We start from the raw sequence: 18,449 nt of genomic DNA, 5'->3' as shown, positions 1-18,449 counted from the left end.
TTGTGGACTGGCGACCTGTCGCTTTGGGGAGAAGATCATGCCACGTTCGTTTCAATCCAATTATTCCGTTCGGCTCTTCCTCGGCCTCGCCGCCGCCCTCACGATCGGGCTTGCCTCGCCGGTATCAGCGCAACAGGCCTCCGGCACCGCGCTGGCCCGCGTGCTCGTGCTCGGTACCGGCGGCACCATCGCGGGGCAGGCCAGCGCACGCGCCGGCAACGCCTATGACTCAGGCAAGGTCAGCGCAGCCAACCTGGTCGCGGCGATCCCGGGCATCGACAAGCTCGCCCAGATGTCGGCCGAGCAGATTTCGTCGATCGGCTCGCAGGACATGAACGACAACGTGTGGTTCGACCTCGTCAAGCGCATCCGCGCGGCCATTGACGACAAGGAGGTCGACGGCGTCGTCATCACCCATGGCACCGACACGATGGAGGAGACCGCGTTCTTCCTGCAAAACGTACTCGACACCGACGTCCCGATCGTGCTGGTCGGATCGATGCGGCCCTCGACCGCGATCGGCGCCGACGGTCCGGCCAATCTCTACGAGGCGATGCGGGTCGCATCGGCCCCGGAATCCCGCGGCCGCGGCGTGCTCGTGGTGCTCAACGACACCATCCATGCCGCGCGCTGGGTGCAGAAGACCAACACCACCAGCGTCGAGACGTTCCGCTCGCCCGAAGTCGGCCCGGTCGGCTATGTCGACACCGGCTCGCTGCGCTTCCTGCAGCCGGCCGCACCCGTCAAGGCTGCCAGGTTGAAGCTGCCGGATGCGCCGCCCTTGCCGCGGGTCGACATCATCTATTCGCACGCCAACATGGACGCCGCTGAGGTCGAGGATGCGGTCAGGCGCGGCGCCAAGGGCATCGTGCTGGCCGGCGTCGGCGACGGCAATTCATCGAAGGGCGCGATCGATGCGCTGGCCGCCGCGGCGAAGCAGGGCGTCGTGGTGGTGCGTTCGACCCGGGTCGGCTCAGGCTTCGTCAACCGCAACGTCGAGGTCGAGGACGACAAGCTCGGCTTCGCGGTCTCGCTCGATCTCAACCCGCAGAAGGCGCGGGTATTGCTCGAGCTCCTGATCGCGAACGGCATCACCGAGCCGTCGGCGGTTCAACAGGCGTTCGCGCGGTAGACCACCGGTTTTGAGGCGCCGCCGGCTTCGCCTGCGCGGCCTTGTTCGCCGCGCGCCACGCTGGGAGCAGCAGGGCGCGCGCTTCCGCGATGCGCGACATCACGGTGGTGACGGGAATGCCGGTGACTTCGGCGATCTCCTTGTAGGAGAGATATATCATCTCGCGCAGCGCGATGACCTCGCCGAGCGGGGCGGGCAGGTCATGGATGAGTTGCCGGATGGTCGGGGTGTCGCGCCGTTCCGGCGTTACATTGTTGCCGGAGGGTTTCCGGTCGAGTTTCTCTTGGCAGACGGCTTTGAGGATCGCGAGCAGCCACGGCCTGATGGCCGGGCCGCGAACGCCGTCGAACCGGCGCAGTGCGCGCAGATAGCATTCCTGCACGGCCAGTTCGGCGTCCGCCTCGGTCCGCATCAGGACCTGGGCGAACGCGTAGGCATCGTCGAGACACGGCAATGCCGCGTCGCGAAACTGCTGCGCCGTTTTATTCCCGGCTTTCGCACTTCGCATCATAGGGTTGCATCTCGTGAATAGCTTTACCGGCAATCGGCGCAGTGGTATCAGGCTCCGCGCCGGAGTCGTGGACCGTCGCGCCAAGCGTAGGGACAGGAACGACGTGCGCACACGACATGCGCGCGGCGGACAGCAAGCGATCGATCGTGTCAGCCCTGATCGATCGAGCGTCGGAGCGCGGATCATGTCCGAGACACAGGTGCCCAACCGGTTCTCGATTTTCCATCATGGGCTGGCCAAAGGGCCGGCCTATGAGGCATGGCGCGAAGGGATTTGCCGCGGCTTCTGCCGGCTCGACGTCGGACCGACCGACGACAACCGCATCGACTGCCACAACGAGTTTACGCTGCTGCATACGGTTGCCATCGCGACGCCGCGCGGCGGCTCGGCCCGCTTCGCTCGCACCCGCGCGCTTCTGAATGACGGCTGCGACGACCTCGTCCTGATCTCTGCGACGCGCGGCACGGTGCAGGTCACGCAGGCAGGCAAGGCGATCGAGCTTCAGCGCGGCCAGATGTGCCTCACCGAAATGAATATCGTCGGCACCGCCGACCTCACCCGGTCGGGCAGCTTTACGACGACGCGGTTTCCGCGGCGCCTGCTGCTCCAGGTCGCACCATTGGTGGAAACGCAGCTGGCGCGGGTACTCGGGCGCGAGCCGGCCCTGGGCGCGATGATCGAGCGCTATTCCGTGCTCTGCACCGAGCTTGCCGGCGATCTGGACGTGCCCGGCCAGCGGGCGGCGGCGCACCATCTCGCCGACCTGGCGGGTCTCGTTCTCGGCAGCAGCGCCGAGACAAAGCAGCTGTCGGCACGCGACGGCGTGGCGAAGGCGCGGCTCGATCTGATGAAGGCCGATGTTCTCAAAAATCTCGACAACGGTAAGCTCACGATCGAAGCCATAGCAAAGGCGAATGCGCTGAGCACCCGCCAGGCGCAGCGCCTGTTCGCGTCCGCAGGAACGACATTCTCGGAGTTCGTCCTCGAGCAGCGCCTGCTGCGGGCGCGCCGGCTACTGCTGCACGAAGAGGGCGCCGGCCGCAAGGTCAGCGACATCGCCTATACGGTCGGCTTCAACGACTTGTCCTATTTCCATCGCGCGTTCCGCCGGAAGTTCGGCATAGCACCGGCGGAGATGCAGATGGAACTGGGGCGGCGGCATTGAACGCCTCCTGCCGCGGCGCTAGATCAGCAGACCAGCTTCATCGCAACGAGGGCGCTGCCAATGCCTCTGTGGACCTGCGAACAATGCGGCGCGCAATTTCCTGAGACCGCTGCGCCGCCGCCGGCTTGCCCGATCTGCGAGGACGAGCGGCAATATGTGAACTGGAAGGGGCAGGCGTGGCTGACGCGCGAGGAGCTCGCAGAGCGGCACAAACTGGTCTGTCGCGACGATCTTGGCCTCGTCGGGATCGCGCTCGAGCCGTCCTTTGCGATCGGGCAGCGCGCGCTGCTGGTGCCGGACCGCGGCGGCTGCGTGATGTGGGACTGCGTGCCGCTGGCAACCGCCGAGGCGATCGCCCATGTCAGATCGCTCGGCGGGCTGAAGGCGATTGCGATCTCGCATCCGCATTATTATGGCGCGGTCGCCGACTGGAGCGCGGCGTTCGACAATGCCCCGGTCTATCTGCACGGCGACGATGCACAATGGGTGACGCGGCCTTATCCGTCGATCGTGCCGTGGCAGGGGGACAGCCATCGCATCTCCGACGACATCCTGCTGGTGCGCGGCGGCGGGCATTTTGCCGGCGCCACCATGCTGCATTGGCGCAATGGCGCCGACGGGCGCGGCGCGCTTCTGACCGGGGATATCGCGATGGTGGCGATGGACCGCCGCTCGGTCAGCTTCATGTATTCCTACCCGAACTATATCCCGCTCAATGCATCAGCGGTCCGCCGCCTCGCGCGCGCGGTCGAGCCGCTGGCCTATGATCGGATCTATGGCGCCTGGTGGGGCAAGAACATCGCCTCCGACGCCAAGGCGGCGTTCGACCGCTCGGTGCAGCGCTATCTCGCGGCGATCTCGGACTGACGGTTCCGGCCGCTTTTGGCAACCTTGCCACGCGGCGCGATCGCGCTATATCAGGGCTTTCCCGCCCCTTACCGATTGTCCGAGTTTCCGCATGACCACAACTGCCGCTGCCGAATCCCAGCCATTCCAGGCCGAGGTTGCCGAATTGCTGCACCTGATGGTGCATTCGGTCTATTCCGAGACCGATATCTTCCTGCGCGAGTTGATCTCGAACGCGTCGGATGCCTGCGACAAGCTGCGCTACGAGGCGATCGCCAATCCGTCCCTGATCACGGACGGCACGCCGCCGGAGATCAGGATCGTCCCGAACAAGGCGGCCAACACGCTTGCCGTGGTTGATACCGGCATCGGCATGGAGCGCCAGGAGCTGATCGACAATCTCGGCACCATCGCGCGCTCCGGCACCAGATCGTTCCTGTCGAAGCTCACCGAGGCCAAGGACGGCGCCAACCTGATCGGCCAGTTCGGCGTCGGCTTCTATGCCGCCTTCATGGTCGCCGAAAAGATCGTCGTCACCAGCCGCCGCGCCGGCTCGGACGAGGTGTGGGTGTGGACGTCGGAAGGCGGCAGCGGCTTCGAGATCGCACCGGGGGGCGAAGAGGCCGCCCAGCGTGTCGCGCGCGGCACCGAGATCGTGCTGCATCTGAAGAAGGACGCCGCCAAGTATCTCGAGGCCTACGAGATCGAGCGCATCGTCCGCGAATATTCCGACAACATCCAGTTTCCGATCCTGCTGGTGCCGGAAGAGGGCGAGCCGCGCCAGATCAACTCGGCGAGCGCGCTGTGGCAGCGCTCGAAATCCGAGCTCAAGCCGGAGGATTACGCCCAGGCCTACAAGCAGATCGCCGGCGCGTTCGACGAGCCGGCGATGACGCTGCATTACCGTGCCGAGGGCCGGCAGTCCTACGCCGTGCTGCTGTTCGCGCCGTCGCAAAAGCCGTTCGACCTGTTCCAGGTCGAGCGCAAGGGTAAGGTCAAGCTCTACGTCCGCCGCGTCTTCATCGCCGACGATGCCGAGCTGCTGCCGGCTTACTTGCGCTTCATCCGGGGTGTGATCGACAGTGAGGACCTGCCGCTCAACATCTCGCGCGAGATGCTGCAGAACAATCCGCAGCTCGCGCAGATCCGCAAGGCCGTCACCGGCCGCGTGATCGGCGAGTTGGAGACGCTCGGCGAGAAGGAGCCGGAGACCTTCGCAAAGATCTGGAACGCGTTCGGCCCGGTGATCAAGGAAGGCCTGTGGGAGGATTTCGAGCGCCGCGACAAGCTGCTGGCACTGGCGCGCTTCACCACGACGTCGGGCGAGAACCGCTCGCTGAAGCAGGTTGTCGACGACTTCAAGCCGAACCAGACCGAGATCTATTATCTGGTCGGCGACAGCGTCGAGCGGCTGAAGTCGAACCCGAAGCTGGAATCGGCGCGCGCCCGCGGCATCGAGGTGCTGCTCCTGACCGATCCGGTCGATGCGTTCTGGACCTCGGCGCCGCTCGATTTCGGCGGCAAGCCGCTGAAGTCGCTGAGTCAGGGCGATGTCGATTTCGGCCTGATCCCGCTTGCCGATGACAAGGACGACAAGAAGGACGAACCCGCGGCCGACGCGGCGACCACGATCGCCGTGATCAAGGACGCGCTCGGCGAGCGCGTCTCCGACGTCCGCGCCTCGCAGCGGCTGACCGCGAGCGCGTCGTGCCTCGTTGCCGGCGGCGATGCGCGCGACCGCGCGCTGGAGCGGCTGCTCGCCCAGCAGAACCGCGGCGCGATCACAAAGCCGGTGCTCGAGATCAATTTGCGCCACCCGCTGGTCGCAGCGCTCGCGACCGATACCGCGCAGGCGAAGGACCTGTCGCTGCTGCTGTTCGAACAGGCGCAGATCCTCGACGGCGAGATGCCCGACGACCCCGCCGCGTTCGCTGGCCGCATGAACCAGCTTGTGCTGCGCGGATTGGGGAAGTAGAGCGCGAACTCTGAACCCGTCATCCTGAGCCCGTAGATGGGGTAACGGGCCGGCCGCCCGCTCGCTACGGCGCAATTTGGAAGCGCGCTCGCGAGCGGCCTGTTGGTTGGAAGGCGGTCGTCCCTCAAACTGATGGTGTTCAACGGAGTCGGGCAAGCCCGCTCCAAGCATCATTAAGGGACGACCATGTACCACTATGCAGGAATTGACGTGTCTTTGGAATGCTCGAGCGTTTGCCTTGTCGATGGGACAGGCAAGATTTTGCGCGAGACGAAGGTTGCGAGCGAGCCGGCGGCGCTGATCGCCTGGTTCCGGTCGCTGGGTCTGGTACTGGAACGGATCGGGCTGGAGGCAGGCCCCTTGTCGCAATGGCTGTATGCGGGTCTGCGAGACGCAGGGCTTGCGGTCGAGCTGCTGGAAACGCGGCACGTTCGCGAAGCCTTCAAGTCGATGCCGGTGAAGACGGACCGCAACGATGCCCGCCGGATCGCGCAGTTGATGCGGCTCGGCTGGTTCCGGCCGGTGCACTGCAAGTCGGTCGCGGCGCAGGAGACCCGCGCCATCCTGACGGCGCGCAAGCTGCTGCAATCCAAGCTTCGCGATGTCGAGAACAGCCTGCGCGGCATACTTCGCGGTTTTGGCCTGAAGGTCGGTGCGACCACCGAGCGCACGTTCGCCGGACGCATCCGCGAGCTCGTGACCGGCCATCCCGGACTGGAGTTGGTCGCGGCGGCGCTGCTCCAAGCCCATGCGGTGCTGCTGCGGGAGTTCAAGAGCCTGGACAAGCACACCCAGAAGCTCGCCAGGACGCATCCATCCGCCAAGCTCCTGATGACAACGCCGTCCGTTGGTCCGATCGTGGCGCTCACCTATGCCGCGGCGATCGACGACCCGAAGCGCTTCCGCTCCTCGAAGGCCACGGGAGCCCACTTTGGGCTTACCCCGAAGAAGTACCAGTCCGGTGAGACCGACTACACCGGCCGCATCAGCAAGATCGGGGATGCCTCCGTGCGCGAGGCACTCTACCAGGCAGCTCACGTCATGCTGACCAAGCCGGTCAAGAATTGCTCGGCATTGAAGAGCTGGGCGATGCGGATCGCCCGGCGCGCAGGCATGCGCAAGGCCAAGGTAGCGCTGGCTCGCAAGCTCGCCGTGATCCTGCATCGCATGCTCGCCGACACCAAACCGTTCAACCCGATGACCAAGGCCATCTAGCCAGGAGCAGCAATCGGTTCCGGGCGGGCCACGACACCAGGCTCTCCCCGAGCGAAGTCCCTCCGCTGGGACGATGGATCCGGTCAGGCCGCCATCCGGGAAGTGGCTCACGACCACGCAATCCGTAGATTGGCCGGCCGGCTCCTCAATGCACCCCATCAGGCGACGGCCTTCGCGCCGATCCCGTACAGAAGCAAGTGCCCGGCGAGTGGATGACGCGAAAAGGGATTGACTAACCAAGGCCCGTTACAGAAGCCCGGATGGAGCGAAGCGCAATCCGGGACAGGTCCATCCGTGGATAGCGCGGCCCCGGATTTCGCTGCGCTCCATCCGGGCTACGCATTCCTAAAACTGGCAGGCTGACTGCGCCGCCCAGGCGCTTGACAGGCCGCGGTCCATTGATGTTATGTTATAACATAACATCAAACGAATGCCCCATGTCCCGCCGCCGCCGATCCCTCCAGCAACTGTTTGATCTCGATGCAAAAACTCCCCGTCACCATCTTGTCCGGCTTCCTCGGGGTTGGAAAGACCACTTTGCTGAACCACGTCCTGAACAACCGCCGCGGCCTGAAGGTTGCGGTGATTGTGAACGACATGAGCGAGGTGAACATCGACGCCGACCTGGTTCGCGATGGCGGTGCGAAGCTGTCCCGGACTGACGAAAAACTGGTCGAGATGAGCAATGGCTGCATCTGCTGCACCCTGCGCGACGATCTGCTGAAGGAGGTACGCACGCTCGCCGAGAGCGGCCGCTTCGATTATCTCCTGATCGAATCGACCGGCATTTCCGAGCCGCTGCCGGTCGCCGCGACCTTCGAGTTTCGCGATGAAGATGGCCAAAGCCTCTCCGACATCGCGCGGCTCGACACCATGGTCACGGTGGTCGACGCCGCCAATCTCCTGAAGGACTACGCCTCGACCGATTTCCTCAGCCAGCGCGGCGAAGCGCTCGACGGCGACAAGCGCACGCTGGTCGATCTGCTGGTCGAGCAGATCGAGTTCGCCGATGTCGTGGTGCTGAACAAGATCGATGCCGCGACGCCTGCGCAGCGCGAGGCCGCCCGTACCATCGTGCGTGCGCTCAATCCCGAGGCCGACCTCGTCGAAGCGAATTTTGCGCAAGTCCCGTTCGACCGCGTGCTCGACACCGGCCGCTTTGCCTATGAGCGCGCGCAGCAGCATCCGCTCTGGCACAAGGAACTCTATGGCTTCGCCGAGCACGTGCCGGAGACCGAGGCGTACGGCATCAAAAGCTTCGTCTACCGCGCGCGGCGCCCGTTCGACCCGGTGCGCTTCCACGGCTTCCTGCGCGAGAGCTGGCAAGGCGTGATCCGCGCCAAGGGCCATTTCTGGATCGCGACGCGCCCGGATTGGTGCGGCGAGCTGAGCCAGGCCGGCGCCATCGTCCGCACCGAAGGGCTCGGTTCGTGGTGGGCCGCGATCCCGCGCGTGCGCTGGCCGGATGATCCGGACTGGCGGCTGATGATGCAGCGGAGCTGGAACGATCTCTACGGCGATCGCCGGCAGGAGCTGGTCTTCATCGGCTCCGGCATGAACGAGGACTACATCCGCCGCAGGCTCGATGCCTGCCTCGTCACCGGCAGACCGGGCATGGACCCGCAAGCCTGGGCCGGGCTGCGCGATCCGTTTCCGCCGTGGAGCAGGACAGGCGAGGCGGCGTGAGACAGTCACCGTAGCCCGGATGGAGCGAAGCGCAATCCGGGGTCTCCCGCCGCTTGAGAGGTCTCCGGATTTCGCTGCGCTCCATCCGGGCTTCTGTAACGGGCCTTGGTTAGTCAATCCCTTTTCGCGTCATCCACTCGCCGGGCACTTGCTTCTGTACGGGATCGGCGCGAAGGCCGTCGCCTGATGGGGTGCATTGAGGAGCCGGCCGGCCAATCTACGGATTGCGTGGTCGTGAGCCACTTCCCGGATGGCGGCCTGACCGGATCCATCGTCCCAGCGGAGGGACTTCGCTCGGGGAGAGCCTGGTGTCGTGGCCCGCCCGGAACCGATTGCTGCTCCTGGCTAGATGGCCTTGGTCATCGGGTTGAACGGTTTGGTGTCGGCGAGCATGCGATGCAGGATCACGGCGAGCTTGCGAGCCAGCGCTACCTTGGCCTTGCGCATGCCTGCGCGCCGGGCGATCCGCATCGCCCAGCTCTTCAATGCCGAGCAATTCTTGACCGGCTTGGTCAGCATGACGTGAGCTGCCTGGTAGAGTGCCTCGCGCACGGAGGCATCCCCGATCTTGCTGATGCGGCCGGTGTAGTCGGTCTCACCGGACTGGTACTTCTTCGGGGTAAGCCCAAAGTGGGCTCCCGTGGCCTTCGAGGAGCGGAAGCGCTTCGGGTCGTCGATCGCCGCGGCATAGGTGAGCGCCACGATCGGACCAACGGACGGCGTTGTCATCAGGAGCTTGGCGGATGGATGCGTCCTGGCGAGCTTCTGGGTGTGCTTGTCCAGGCTCTTGAACTCCCGCAGCAGCACCGCATGGGCTTGGAGCAGCGCCGCCGCGACCAACTCCAGTCCGGGATGGCCGGTCACGAGCTCGCGGATGCGTCCGGCGAACGTGCGCTCGGTGGTCGCACCGACCTTCAGGCCAAAACCGCGAAGTATGCCGCGCAGGCTGTTCTCGACATCGCGAAGCTTGGATTGCAGCAGCTTGCGCGCCGTCAGGATGGCGCGGGTCTCCTGCGCCGCGACCGACTTGCAGTGCACCGGCCGGAACCAGCCGAGCCGCATCAACTGCGCGATCCGGCGGGCATCGTTGCGGTCCGTCTTCACCGGCATCGACTTGAAGGCTTCGCGAACGTGCCGCGTTTCCAGCAGCTCGACCGCAAGCCCTGCGTCTCGCAGACCCGCATACAGCCATTGCGACAAGGGGCCTGCCTCCAGCCCGATCCGTTCCAGTACCAGACCCAGCGACCGGAACCAGGCGATCAGCGCCGCCGGCTCGCTCGCAACCTTCGTCTCGCGCAAAATCTTGCCTGTCCCATCGACAAGGCAAACGCTCGAGCATTCCAAAGACACGTCAATTCCTGCATAGTGGTACATGGTCGTCCCTTAATGATGCTTGGAGCGGGCTTGCCCGACTCCGTTGAACACCATCAGTTTGAGGGACGACCGCCTTCCAACCAACAGGCCGCTCGCGAGCGCGCTTCCAAATTGCGCCGTAGCGAGCGGGCGGCCGGCCCGTTACCCCATCTACGCTTCTAAAACCGGTCCCAACCCGCGCCGTATCTGCTAGAGAATCCCGCATCAGGGCGGAAACGGCGCGGCGTTGCGATGGCTGGCGGCAGCGATATCTTCTACGGCGGCATTCCGGTGTTTCGCGGCTTCGCGCGGCTGATGGACCCCGCGCTGTATGCGCCGTTGCCGGATGACTGGACGGTCGGCGTCGCCGATATCGTGGAATCGACCAAGGCGATCGCGGCGCAGCGCTACAAGGCGGTCAACATGGCCGGCGCCGCGGTGGTCGCCGCCGTCACCAATGCGCTGGAGGGCCGCGAATTCCCCTTCGTGTTCGGCGGCGACGGTGCGAGTTTTGCGGTCGCGCCCGCCGATCTCGACAAGGCGCGCGAAGCCCTGGCCGCGACCGCGCGCTGGGTGCACGACGACCTCGATCTGGTGCTGCGGGTGGCGCTGGTGCCGATGGCGGCGATCCGCGCCGCGGGCGCCGATGTCCGCGTCGCGCGCTTCGGGCCGTCGGCCAATCTGTCCTATGCGATGTTCTCAGGCGGCGGTCTTGCTTACGCCGATGCCGCGATGAAGCGCGCCGAGTTCGCGGTCGATCCGGCGCCTCAGGGCACGCAACCCGATTTGTCCGGCCTGTCCTGCCGCTTCGAGGTGATGCCGTCCGCGCGCGGCGTCATTCTGTCGGTGCTGGTGCTGCCGGCGAAGAACGCCGATCCCGCGTCCTTCCGCAAGGTGATCGAGGATATCGTCGTCCGCGTCGAGAAAAGTCCCGATGCCGGACGGCCGGTGCCCGCCAGCGGTCCGCCGCTGCACTGGCCGCCGCAGGGAATGGAGTACGAGGCGCGCGCACGGCGCCGCGGCCCGCTTGCGCTGCGGCGCGCCGTGGTGCTCACATTCACGCTGTGGGCCTATACGCTGATGCGGTTCAACATCCCGGTCGGCAAGTTCGCGCCGAAACGTTATCTGCAGCAGGTGGTCGAGAATTCAGACTTCCGCAAGTTCGACGACGGCCTGCGCATGATCCTGGATTGCACGCCGGAGCTCGCTTCCGACATCGAGCAGCGCCTCGCCGCCGCCGCGGCGCAGGGCATCGTGCGTTATGGCCTGCACGAGCAGGATGCCGCGATGATGACCTGCTTCACCCCGTCGGTGATGCGCGCCGACCACGTCCACTTCATCGACGGCGCCCGCGGCGGCTACGCCTCGGCCGCGACGGTGCTGAAGGCGCGCGCGGTGTAGCAATTTTTCTCACCTCTCCCCGCTCGTTTGCGGGGAGAGGTCGGACGCCACGCCTCGCGTGGCTTCCGAGTGAGGGCAGGCAATGCGTGGCCGCAAGAGATATTCATCCGACTCGCGAGATCGACGGTGAGCTGACTACAATTCAGATATGGCTACGCGGATAGAGCCCCTCACCCCAACCCTCTCCCCGCAAGAGCGGGGCGAGGGAGCACGGTCCCGTCGCGGTTGCCGCTCGGCTCAGAATTACCGCCCCACCCGCGTCCAGGTCTCGCCGCCGCACAGCGCGCCGACGCAGCCTTCGACGCGCAGCGTGCTCTCGCCGGTCACCGAGATGCTGCTCGCATAGGTGCCGCCGTCGTCGGCGTTGTAGATCTGGCCCGACCATTTGCCCGCGGCGACCGGATGCATGCCGGAAAACAGCGGCAGCCCGATGATCGGCCGGCTGGACAGCGACGGATTCGGATTCTTGTTGTCGACCTGGGGCTTGCCGGTCATCGGATCGATCGGGTCGCGCAGGCTCACCACCACGCCGCAGATGCCGCCGCCGCATTTGCTGATCTTGACGCGGGCATCGCCGGCCTGGGTCTGCCAGACGCCGACCGGCTCAGGCGCGCCTTGCGCATGCGCGGCGGGCACGGCAAGCGCCGTCGCAATGATTGCGATCATGAATTCGAATCTGCAGGCCATGGCTCATTCCCCCAGAGCATGATCCGGAAAAGTGCGAAGCGGTTTTCCGAAAAGATCATGATCAAACAAAGAGCTAAAGCGCGATGACGATTCGACCCAATCTCATCGCGCTTTAGTGGTCGGCCTGCATAACAAGTCGAAGAATTTCTGCAATGTCATATTCGCGCGATCAGGTGAGCGCGCTCCCAAAAAAAATCTGGTGCCTGTTTCAGGAGCAGTCATGCTCAGGCAACGCTCCGGTGCGAGGGCGCTGCGTCGTATTTATTTCCAGTGGGTCAGCCGGATCGAAATGATGGTGGCCAGGCCGAACGCCACCATTGCACCGCCGACCAGCGCAAACAGCGTCCACGCCGGGGCGCTCACGGTAGCGAGCCACCAGCCGCCGATACCGACCAGCAGCAGGCGGATGGTGCCGGCCAGCACCGGTCCGCCGACCTTGGCCGCGCCCTGCGAGGAGAAATAGAGACAGACGCCGACGCCGAAGAAGCCGAAGCCCGGGCCGGCCAGCGCGAAATAGGACGAAGCCGCGGCGGTCACGCCGGGATCGGTGGTGAACAGCGCAATCCACAGCGTCGGCTTGAGCGCGACCACAAGTCCGACGAAGCCAACGACAAGTCCGGCGACGGTGCCGGCGGTCCACGCCACCTTGCGGGCGCGGGTCACGAGTCCCGCGCCGATTGCCATGCCGACCATCGGCACCGAGGCGACGCCGACCGCGAACGCGATCGGGATCAGCAAGAATTCCAGCCGCGAGCCCATGCCGTAACCGGCCAGCGTTTCGGTGCCGAAGCTGGCCAGGATCTTGGTGAAGATCAGGATGGTCAGCACGCTCTGCAGCGGCGACAGGCAGGAGATCGCGCCGACCTTGAGGATGTCGAGGAACATCGCGCGCTGGAAGCTGAAGGCGGCGAAGTCGAGCTTCAACCGGCTGCGGCCAGAGGCGAGATACCAGGCGAGGAAGATCGCACCACACGTGAAGGCCGTGAGCTGTCCGGCGGCGACGCCGCGCATGCCGAGACCGGGCATGCCGAACAACCCGAGACCCAGCACGCCGCCGACCGCGATCTGGATCATCGAGACCGTGATCAGCGTCATCGAGGGAATTCGCATATCGCCGGTGCCGCGCACCACGGAGGCGAGCGTGTTGACCAGCCAGATCGAGATCGCGCCGGAGAACAGCACCTGCGAGTAATGCATCGACTGCTCGAGCACGCCGCCATGTCCGCCGAGCAGCGCATAGAAGTTGCGGCCGAAACCCAGCATCATCACGGTGAAGAACAGTCCGGCGCATCCGCCGATGATCGCCGCATGCAGCGCCAGATCGGCGGCGCGGTCGCGGTCGCCGGCGCCGAGCGCGCGGCTGATCGCCGACGAGACGCCGCCGCCCATGGCGCCGGCCGACATCATCTGCGTCAGCATCGCGAACGGAAACACCAGCGCAATGCCGGCCAGCGGCTCGGTGCCGAGCCGGCCGATGTAAGAGGTCTCGGCCACCGCGACCAGCGTCGAGCCGAACATGGCGATGGTGTTCGGGATCGCGAGGCGAAGCAGCGTCGGCAGGATCGGCGCGGTCAGCAGGTCATTGACCGGCGTGGCGGGCGTGGCCGGCTGCACGTCGTCGATCGAGGCATCAATGGTCATGCGTCACGGCTCACTTCGCAAGCGGGAGAGGGGCGCACTGCAATCCAACGCCAGTGAACCGGGCTCGCAATCAATAAATGATGATCGACATGTTACGATGTTGCACCGATCATCGCCACCGCCGCCGATGCAGGGGTCACCACGGCAGGCCGCATAGGTCGATCTTGCCCTGGCGCGGCGCGCGGACGATGTCGTTGACGAACGGCGCCATCGCCTCAAAGCGGATCTGCCCGGAAGGCTGTTCGCAATAGACTTCGCCGCTGAAGGGATGCCAGCGGCGCGCTTGGTAGAACGCGAAATTGTGCGGCTCGCAGAATAAGATTGCAAATTTCACCGCGTCGTTGGCACGAATGGTGTGCACGGCGGCATCTAACGCCAGTGACGCATAGCCGCGCCGCCGGCAGTCCGCACGGGTCGAGACTCCGCCGATGCCGCCGACATGCACCTTGTGGCCATTCCAGGTGATGGTCCGGAAATAGATACCGACATGGCAGGCCAGCCCGCTGTCGTCGGGCGCATCGAGCAGTACGCGCAGATCCGCGTGGGCCCATTTGATGTCCGCCCAGACCGACTTCTCGGCGGCATCCGGGCTCCAGACCGCCTGGAGCAGCGGCTCGGCGCGCTTCCACGACGCATCTCCGTTGAGAATGTCGATTTCGATGCTCATCGTCTGGGTCCTTGGTCTTGGTTCGGGCTGTGCCGATCTGTCATGGGCGATCCGAAAATGCGGTGTTTCTCCGCCATGGAACCTTCTATAAGGGGGGCCCGTTAAGTGTAGTCTCCCACCCTCTGTTGGACATTACCCCATGACCTTCACGCTACCCGATCTGCCCTACGCCCACGACGCCCTTGCTCCCTACATGTCCAAGGAAACGCTGGAGTTTCACCACGACAAGCATCACCAAGCCTACGTCACCAACGGCAACAACGCGATCAAGGGGACCGAATTCGAAGGCAAGTCCCTCGAGGAGATCGTGAAGGGTTCGTTCGGCAAGAACGCGGCCGTCTTCAACAATGCCGGTCAGCACTACAACCACATCCATTTCTGGAAGTGGATGAAGCCGAATGGCGGCGGCAGCAAGCTGCCCGGCCGGCTCGAGAAGAAAATCAACGAGGACCTCGGCGGCTTCGACAAGTTCAAGGCCGACTTCGCCGCTGCCGGCGCCGGTCAGTTCGGCTCCGGCTGGGCCTGGCTGCAGGTCAAGGGCGGCAAGCTCGAGGTCGCCAAGACTCCGAACGGCGAGAACCCGCTGGTCCACGGCGCGGTGCCGATCCTCGGCGTCGACGTCTGGGAGCACTCCTACTACATCGACTACCGCAACCGCCGTCCGGACTATCTGAAGGCGTTCGTCGAAAACCTCGTCAACTGGGACTATGTCGACGAGCTGTTCGGCAAGGCCGGCTAAGCGCGGCTTCGACCGTCGCATATTTCTTCACCCTCCCCTGAAAGGGGAGGGTCGTTTCGCATGCAGCGAAGCGAAATGCGAAACGGGGAGGGGTCATCTCTCAGCACGAGCAGTCTCTCAATGGAGAGACTGTGACCCCGCCCCGCCGCTCATTTCATTCGCATCGACCCTCCCCTTTCAGGGGTGGGTGATTTGAGTGTGCGACAAGATGCGCCCTCACTCGACACACACCAGCGGGGGCATTGGTGGGTAACGCGGCAAGCTATCTCCTCGTCTTCTTCGGCGGCGGTCTCGGTGCCACGTTGCGCCAGCTGATCAACGTCACCTGCGCGCGCTGCATCGGCACCGCGTTTCCCTACGGCACCTTCATCATCAACATCACGGGCTCGACCGTGATGGGCCTGATCGCCGGCTATCTCGCCTTCAAGGGCGACGCCTCGCAGCCCTGGCGGCTATTTTTGATGACCGGCATCCTCGGCGGCTACACCACCTTCTCCGCCTTCTCGCTCGACACCGCGCTGCTCTACGAGCGCGGCGAGCTCGGCCTTGCGGTGTTGTATGTCGCGGGCTCGGTCGCTCTCTCGATCGCCGGCCTGTTCGCCGGGCTCGCGATCATCAGGCATTTGACGTGAGATGCACTCGGCACCGCCGTCTCTGGAATACTGGATCACCCGCATGCGCGGGTGATGACACCGCGTGGTGTGGCAACTTGAATCGAGAACCATCCTTCCCGTCGTCCCGGCGAAGGCCGGGATCCATTACCCAAGTCTCAAATGTTGCGCGGGCTGGGGCCGCGATCCCGTTCGTCACTGAGTGCGGTGGTTATGGATCCCGGCCTTCGCCGGGACGACGTGGGGAGGGGTCTCGTCACCTTCCATCCCGCGGGAACTGTTCATCTGTGGAATCCGCCAACCTCCCCGGCCGGCGGCATTTCCCGCCTCCAAATTTCCCTTTGGTAACCTCGCCTTAACCATGATTAGCGTTTGGTTAGGGTCGGAATGACGCGTGAAAAGCCCTCGTTTTGACATGTTGGCAGGGGAAGCAGGGCCCGGCTTTGGACGGGCCCCCCATGCGACAGATGTAAGAGGCTCTCGCGCAGTTTTGCCGCGCCGGGCGCGCGGCCGTGGAAGGGGTGCCGATTGGCGGCCCGCCGAATTGGGACACTTGCGTTGAGAGGATATTGCCGATGAATCCCGCCGACGTGGCTCAGTCAACTCTGCCACTGGCATCGAGCGACGTGTCGCTGATCGCGCTGTTCTGGCAGGCCCATTGGGTCGTCAAATGCGTGATGTTGGGACTTCTGTCCTGCTCGGTGTGGGTCTGGGCGATCGCAATCGACAAGATCCTGCTCTACGCCCGCACCAAGCGGGCCATGGACAAGTTCGAGCAGGCGTTCTGGTCCGGCCAGTCGATCGAGGAACTCTACCGCGCCCTCTCGGCCAAGCCGACCCAGTCGATGGCGGCCTGTTTCGTCGCGGCGATGCGGGAGTGGAAGCGCTCCTTCGAGAGCCAGTCGCGGTCCTTTGCCGGCCTGCAGGCGCGGATCGAGAAGGTCATGAACGTCTCGATCGCCCGGGAGGTGGAGCGGCTGGAACGCCGGCTGCTGGTGCTCGCCACCGTGGGCTCGGCCGGTCCCTTTGTCGGCCTGTTCGGCACCGTCTGGGGCATCATGTCGAGCTTCCAGTCGATCGCGGCCTCCAAAAACACCTCTTTGGCGGTGGTGGCGCCCGGTATCGCGGAAGCGCTGTTTGCCACCGCGATCGGCCTGATTGCCGCAATTCCGGCGACTATTTTCTACAATAAGTTCACTTCGGAGGTGAACCGGCAGGCCGCGCGCCTGGAGGGCTTCGCCGACGAGTTCTCCGCCATCCTGTCCCGTCAGATCGACGAGCGGGGTTGAGTTAGATGATGGTCACTTTTGCGGGTGTGCGATCATGGCGATGAGCATGGCAGGGTCCGGCGGTGGCAGACGCCGCCGCGGCGGCCGCAAGCCGGTCATGGCCGAGATCAACGTCACGCCGATGGTCGACGTGATGCTGGTGCTGCTGATCATCTTCATGGTGGCGGCGCCGCTGATGACGTCGAACATCGACATCGACCTGCCGGTGGCGAGCGGCGGCAAGTCGATCTCGTCGAACCAGCCGCCGCTGACACTGTCGGTCAAGCGCACCGGCGGCGGCTGCAACTCGAATGTCGAGCTCTATCTGGGTGACGCGCCGGTCACGGCCGCCGATTTTCCGGCCAAGATCAAGGCGATCGGTGACGCCCGGTCGGATGCCGAAAAAGTGGTCTATCTGCGTGGCGACAAGGACGTCTGTTACACGGATATGATGAAACTGCTCGGGGAGGTCCGGGCCGCGGGATTCAAGGCGAATATCGTCATCATCCCGGAAGGCGGATAACCACCATGCCAAGGCACGGGGAAGCCTGATTTGAAGGTCAAGGTCGACAAGACTCTGGCGGCATCGATTGTCCTGCACGTCCTCGTGATCGGGTGGGGCCTCGTGTCGTGGTCGACCAAGGCGTACGTGATGCCCGAAGAGGAATCGGTTGCCGTCGACGTGATCTCGCCCGACCAGCTCTCGCATGTCATGGCCGGTCAGAAGGACGGCAAGAAGGAAAATCCCAAGCCGCTGGTCGACAAGGTCGCTGAAGCCAAGCCGGTCGACGACACCGTCGGCAAGGTCGAGGAGAAAAAGCCCCCTGTCGTGACCGACACCGCGCCGCAGCCGGCGCCGAAGGTGGAGAAGCCGGAAGACAAGAAGCCGGATCCGCCGAAGAAGGTCGAGAACAAGCCGAAGGAAGAGCCGAAGCCGGTCGAGAAGAAACCCGATCCGGTGAAGCCCGACCCGATCGCGGAAGCGATCAAGAAGGAAGAGAAGAAGCTGCCGCCGAAGCCGATGCAGCAGGCCGCCAAGCCGCCGCCGGAGCAGAAGCCGAAGGATCGCGTGTTCGACCAGAGCAAGATCGCAGCCCTCCTCGACAAGCGTGACCCGACGCGCGCCGCGGCGACCGGCGATACGCTCAATGCCAATGCGGCGCTCGGCACCGCGAAGGGCAAGGCTGCCGACAACTCCGCGACCTGGGGCGCGATGTTCAAGCAGCAGGTCGAGCGCTGCTGGAAGAAGCCCTATGGTGGCATCGAGGCGCAGCAGACCGAGGCGGTGTTCTCGATCAAGCTGAAGCGTGACGGCTCGCTCGAGGGCATGCCGGTGCCGGAAGGCACGCCGGCGACGCCCTATCTGCGCGTCTATCAGGAGAGCGCGCTGCGGGCGATCATCGAATGCCAGCCGTACAATCTGCCGGCGGCCTTCTTCGACGAATGGAAGTATTTTGCGCCGGTGTTCACAGAGCGAAAGACCTGAGGGCGACGGCGTCGCTTGGCCAATAGCAAACAAAGTCTACGGACAATGACCGACCAGAATGATTTG

17 protein-coding genes are annotated in these 18,449 nt (G+C 64.8%); 12 read left to right on the top strand and 5 right to left on the bottom strand.

Features of this window, described 5'->3' with window-relative positions:
* Positions 1-37 precede the first annotated feature (37 nt).
* Complete coding sequence (locus ACVMIH_RS22695; protein ID WP_456855265.1) at positions 38-1,132, top strand: asparaginase; 1,095 nt, start codon at positions 38-40, stop codon at positions 1,130-1,132.
* Here ACVMIH_RS22695 and ACVMIH_RS22690 read toward each other — a convergent pair.
* Positions 1,092-1,643, bottom strand: a complete 552-nt coding sequence (locus ACVMIH_RS22690) for a sigma factor-like helix-turn-helix DNA-binding protein (protein WP_456863406.1) — start codon at positions 1,641-1,643, stop codon at positions 1,092-1,094. The genes ACVMIH_RS22695 and ACVMIH_RS22690 overlap by 41 nt on opposite strands.
* A 184-nt stretch (positions 1,644-1,827) precedes the next feature.
* Here ACVMIH_RS22690 and ACVMIH_RS22685 point away from each other — a divergent pair, with 184 nt between their 5' ends.
* The 5 genes from ACVMIH_RS22685 (at position 1,828) to zigA (ending at position 8,530) form a co-directional block, all read left to right on the top strand.
* Positions 1,828-2,808, top strand: a complete 981-nt coding sequence (locus tag ACVMIH_RS22685; protein WP_076828101.1) for an AraC family transcriptional regulator — start codon at positions 1,828-1,830, stop codon at positions 2,806-2,808.
* Between the two features lie 60 nt (positions 2,809-2,868).
* Entirely contained in the window at positions 2,869-3,675 is an 807-nt protein-coding gene (locus ACVMIH_RS22680) for an MBL fold metallo-hydrolase (RefSeq protein WP_168858395.1), read from the top strand.
* Positions 3,676-3,766: 91 nt separating this feature from the next.
* On the top strand, positions 3,767-5,629 hold the full coding sequence (gene htpG, locus ACVMIH_RS22675) for a molecular chaperone HtpG (RefSeq protein WP_316396076.1): 1,863 nt from the start codon (positions 3,767-3,769) through the stop codon (positions 5,627-5,629).
* A 186-nt stretch (positions 5,630-5,815) separates the two neighbouring features.
* Positions 5,816-6,844 (top strand): IS110 family RNA-guided transposase, encoded by a 1,029-nt coding sequence (locus ACVMIH_RS22670; RefSeq protein ID WP_057016162.1) that lies wholly within the window; start codon positions 5,816-5,818, stop codon positions 6,842-6,844.
* Positions 6,845-7,324: 480 nt separating this feature from the next.
* On the top strand, positions 7,325-8,530 hold the full coding sequence (zigA, locus tag ACVMIH_RS22665) for a zinc metallochaperone GTPase ZigA (protein ID WP_456863403.1): 1,206 nt from the start codon (positions 7,325-7,327) through the stop codon (positions 8,528-8,530).
* 345 nt (positions 8,531-8,875) lie between these two features.
* Here zigA and ACVMIH_RS22660 read toward each other — a convergent pair whose 3' ends face one another.
* Entirely contained in the window at positions 8,876-9,904 is a 1,029-nt protein-coding gene (locus ACVMIH_RS22660; RefSeq protein ID WP_057016162.1) for an IS110 family RNA-guided transposase, read from the bottom strand.
* 231 nt (positions 9,905-10,135) lie between these two features.
* Here ACVMIH_RS22660 and ACVMIH_RS22655 point away from each other — a divergent pair, with 231 nt between their 5' ends.
* Entirely contained in the window at positions 10,136-11,284 is a 1,149-nt protein-coding gene (locus ACVMIH_RS22655) for a DUF3095 domain-containing protein (RefSeq protein ID WP_057018114.1), read from the top strand.
* Positions 11,285-11,527: 243 nt separating this feature from the next.
* On the opposite strand, the gene ACVMIH_RS22650 is transcribed toward ACVMIH_RS22655, so the two are convergent.
* The 3 genes from ACVMIH_RS22650 to ACVMIH_RS22640 form a co-directional block, all read right to left on the bottom strand.
* The gene (locus ACVMIH_RS22650) at positions 11,528-11,971 is read right to left on the bottom strand and encodes a DUF2147 domain-containing protein (RefSeq protein ID WP_057018115.1); all 444 of its coding nucleotides are present in this window, start codon (positions 11,969-11,971) and stop codon (positions 11,528-11,530) included.
* Positions 11,972-12,232: 261 nt separating this feature from the next.
* Positions 12,233-13,612, bottom strand: a complete 1,380-nt coding sequence (locus ACVMIH_RS22645) for an MATE family efflux transporter (protein WP_456863400.1) — start codon at positions 13,610-13,612, stop codon at positions 12,233-12,235.
* Positions 13,613-13,748: 136 nt separating this feature from the next.
* Complete coding sequence (locus ACVMIH_RS22640) at positions 13,749-14,279, bottom strand: GNAT family N-acetyltransferase (protein WP_456863397.1); 531 nt, start codon at positions 14,277-14,279, stop codon at positions 13,749-13,751.
* Between the two features lie 139 nt (positions 14,280-14,418).
* On the opposite strand from ACVMIH_RS22640, the gene ACVMIH_RS22635 reads away from it, so the two are divergent.
* From ACVMIH_RS22635 to ACVMIH_RS22615, 5 genes are all read left to right on the top strand, one after another.
* Positions 14,419-15,018, top strand: coding sequence for a superoxide dismutase (locus ACVMIH_RS22635; RefSeq protein ID WP_016846956.1), 600 nt, complete (start codon positions 14,419-14,421; stop codon positions 15,016-15,018).
* 245 nt (positions 15,019-15,263) lie between these two features.
* Positions 15,264-15,650: a fluoride efflux transporter CrcB gene (gene crcB / locus ACVMIH_RS22630; RefSeq protein ID WP_057018130.1), complete on the top strand. Its 387-nt coding sequence runs from the start codon at positions 15,264-15,266 to the stop codon at positions 15,648-15,650.
* A 554-nt stretch (positions 15,651-16,204) separates the two neighbouring features.
* Positions 16,205-16,918, top strand: coding sequence for a protein TolQ (gene tolQ, locus ACVMIH_RS22625; RefSeq protein ID WP_016846954.1), 714 nt, complete (start codon positions 16,205-16,207; stop codon positions 16,916-16,918).
* Between the two features lie 34 nt (positions 16,919-16,952).
* Positions 16,953-17,420 carry a biopolymer transporter ExbD gene (locus ACVMIH_RS22620; RefSeq protein ID WP_016846953.1) on the top strand — a complete coding sequence of 156 codons (468 nt, stop codon included), beginning with the start codon at positions 16,953-16,955 and terminating at the stop codon, positions 17,418-17,420.
* Between the two features lie 30 nt (positions 17,421-17,450).
* Positions 17,451-18,383 carry a cell envelope integrity protein TolA gene (locus tag ACVMIH_RS22615; RefSeq protein WP_456863394.1) on the top strand — a complete coding sequence of 311 codons (933 nt, stop codon included), beginning with the start codon at positions 17,451-17,453 and terminating at the stop codon, positions 18,381-18,383.
* Positions 18,384-18,449 lie beyond the last annotated feature (66 nt).

The organism is Bradyrhizobium sp. USDA 4503, assembly GCF_054055815.1.
Note: the sequence above shows the minus strand (reverse complement) of the source record. Positions and strands in the feature narration are given on the sequence as shown.

What these genes read in the sequence shown, in the direction of transcription:
- ACVMIH_RS22695 (WP_456855265.1), top strand. Translation starts at nt 38, where the DNA reads ATGCCACGTTCGTTTCAATCCAATTATTCCGTTCGGCTCTTCCTCGGC.
- ACVMIH_RS22690 (WP_456863406.1), bottom strand. Translation starts at nt 1,643, where the DNA reads ATGATGCGAAGTGCGAAAGCCGGGAATAAAACGGCGCAGCAGTTTCGC.
- ACVMIH_RS22685 (WP_076828101.1), top strand. Translation starts at nt 1,828, where the DNA reads ATGTCCGAGACACAGGTGCCCAACCGGTTCTCGATTTTCCATCATGGG.
- ACVMIH_RS22680 (WP_168858395.1), top strand. Translation starts at nt 2,869, where the DNA reads ATGCCTCTGTGGACCTGCGAACAATGCGGCGCGCAATTTCCTGAGACC.
- htpG (WP_316396076.1), top strand. Translation starts at nt 3,767, where the DNA reads ATGACCACAACTGCCGCTGCCGAATCCCAGCCATTCCAGGCCGAGGTT.
- ACVMIH_RS22670 (WP_057016162.1), top strand. Translation starts at nt 5,816, where the DNA reads ATGTACCACTATGCAGGAATTGACGTGTCTTTGGAATGCTCGAGCGTT.
- zigA (WP_456863403.1), top strand. Translation starts at nt 7,325, where the DNA reads ATGCAAAAACTCCCCGTCACCATCTTGTCCGGCTTCCTCGGGGTTGGA.
- ACVMIH_RS22660 (WP_057016162.1), bottom strand. Translation starts at nt 9,904, where the DNA reads ATGTACCACTATGCAGGAATTGACGTGTCTTTGGAATGCTCGAGCGTT.
- ACVMIH_RS22655 (WP_057018114.1), top strand. Translation starts at nt 10,136, where the DNA reads ATGGCTGGCGGCAGCGATATCTTCTACGGCGGCATTCCGGTGTTTCGC.
- ACVMIH_RS22650 (WP_057018115.1), bottom strand. Translation starts at nt 11,971, where the DNA reads ATGGCCTGCAGATTCGAATTCATGATCGCAATCATTGCGACGGCGCTT.
- ACVMIH_RS22645 (WP_456863400.1), bottom strand. Translation starts at nt 13,612, where the DNA reads ATGACCATTGATGCCTCGATCGACGACGTGCAGCCGGCCACGCCCGCC.
- ACVMIH_RS22640 (WP_456863397.1), bottom strand. Translation starts at nt 14,279, where the DNA reads ATGAGCATCGAAATCGACATTCTCAACGGAGATGCGTCGTGGAAGCGC.
- ACVMIH_RS22635 (WP_016846956.1), top strand. Translation starts at nt 14,419, where the DNA reads ATGACCTTCACGCTACCCGATCTGCCCTACGCCCACGACGCCCTTGCT.
- tolQ (WP_016846954.1), top strand. Translation starts at nt 16,205, where the DNA reads ATGAATCCCGCCGACGTGGCTCAGTCAACTCTGCCACTGGCATCGAGC.
- ACVMIH_RS22620 (WP_016846953.1), top strand. Translation starts at nt 16,953, where the DNA reads ATGGCGATGAGCATGGCAGGGTCCGGCGGTGGCAGACGCCGCCGCGGC.